The organism is Piscicoccus intestinalis NBRC 104926, from assembly GCF_001515525.1.
Lineage (GTDB): Bacteria > Actinomycetota > Actinomycetes > Actinomycetales > Dermatophilaceae > Kineosphaera > Kineosphaera intestinalis.
Genome location: NZ_BCNQ01000293.1, coordinates 1 through 1,497 on the forward strand (window position 1 = coordinate 1; position 1,497 = coordinate 1,497).

Genomic DNA, 1,497 nt, shown 5'->3' on the forward strand with positions numbered 1-1,497 from the left:
GGCTCTTCGCACTTGACTGTGGGTGGTTCGACGCGCCGGTGAGTCTTGCTTGAGCCGGGGATGGGGTCGAGGCCCCCGAGGATCAGAGGACTTCCACATCTCCTGCCTCGAGGACCTCGACGATGCCCGAGCCTACGCTGTGCTGCCCTGCTGTACCTGGCCGCTATTGCGGTCGGTGTGATCTGCTGGTTGATCTGCCGGGTCTGCATGTGCTCGAGGTCGATCGCAGCGACCGGGACGGCGGCGGCGTGCAGGTCGTGGTGGAGTCCGCGGCGCGGGTCATGGGGTGCCCGGTGTGTGGTGTCGTGGCGGTCGGTCACGGCCGGGTGAACATCGTGCTGGTCGACGCGCCGGCGTTCGGGCGACCGGTACGGATCACCTGGCGCAAGCGCCGTTGGCGGTGCCCTGACCCGGACTGTGTGAAGCGCTCGTTCGTGGAGCAGGACCAGCGGGTCGCTGGTCCGAAGGCCCTGCTGACGGCACGAGCATGCTGGTGGGCCGTGGCCCAGGTGCGCCGGGAGAACGCATCGGTGCACGGGCTGGCGCGCCGGCTGGGCACGTCCTGGCACACCGTGTGGGACTCGATCCGGCCGCTGCTGGATGCCGCGGATCAGGACCAGTCCCGCTTCGCCGGGGTCACTACCTTGGGCGTCGATGAGCACATCTGGCACCATGTCGACACCCGGGCGCCCGCCCCGGGTGGCCGTGGGCGCGGCCCGAAGGAGCTGACCGGCATGGTCGACCTGAGCCGTGATGAGAACGGGCAGGTCAGGGCGCGCCTGCTCGACCTGGTCCCGGGCCGCACCCGCGCCGCCTACAGTGACTGGCTCGACCAGCGCGGCGCCGCGTTCCGTCGTCGGGTCAGGGTCGCCACCTTGGACCCCTTCCACGGGTACAAGAACGCCATCGATGACAAGCTCGCCGACGCCACCGCGGTGTTGGATGCCTTTCATGTCGTCAAGCTGGGCACCCAGGCTGTCGATGAGGTCCGCCGCCGTGTCCAACAAGAAACCTTGGGACACCGCGGCCGCCGCGGGGACCCGCTGTACGGGGTCCGCACCCTCCTGCGCGCCGGCGCGGAACGGCTCAGGCCCAGCCAGCAGCGACGGCTGGACGTCGCGCTAGCCGCGCACGAGGCCCATGAGGAAGTCGCGATCGCCTACCAGTGCGCCCAACAGCTACGGGCGGTCTACCACGAGAAAGACCCCAAGAAGGCCCGCCGCCAGGCACGCTGGATCGCCCGGACCTTCCCCAGCTGCCCCATCCCCGAGATCGCCCGCCTGGGCAGGACACTGCGTACCTGGCGGGCCGCGTTCCTGGCCTACTTCGAAACCCGCGGCGCGTCCAACGGCGGCACCGAGGCGATCAACGGCCTCATCGAACTCCACCGCCGCATCGCCCGCGGCTTCCGAAACCGCGACAACTACCGCCTCCGAATGCTCCTCATCGGCGGAGGACTCAACCTATGACCCACACTCAAATCCGAAGAGCCCGTTA

1 protein-coding gene is annotated in these 1,497 nt (G+C 69.3%); it reads left to right on the forward strand.

The genetic code is table 11. From position 1 onward, the window contains the following. The first annotated feature begins 122 nt into the window (after positions 1-122). Positions 123-1,469: an ISL3 family transposase gene (locus tag PINTE_RS21305; protein WP_245643103.1), complete on the forward strand. Its 1,347-nt coding sequence runs from the start codon at positions 123-125 to the stop codon at positions 1,467-1,469. The last annotated feature ends 28 nt before the right edge of the window (positions 1,470-1,497 follow it).

Bases quoted from the DNA above. Each gene is read 5' to 3' on its own strand.
- PINTE_RS21305 (WP_245643103.1), top strand. From the start codon at position 123: ATGCCCGAGCCTACGCTGTGCTGCCCTGCTGTACCTGGCCGCTATTGC.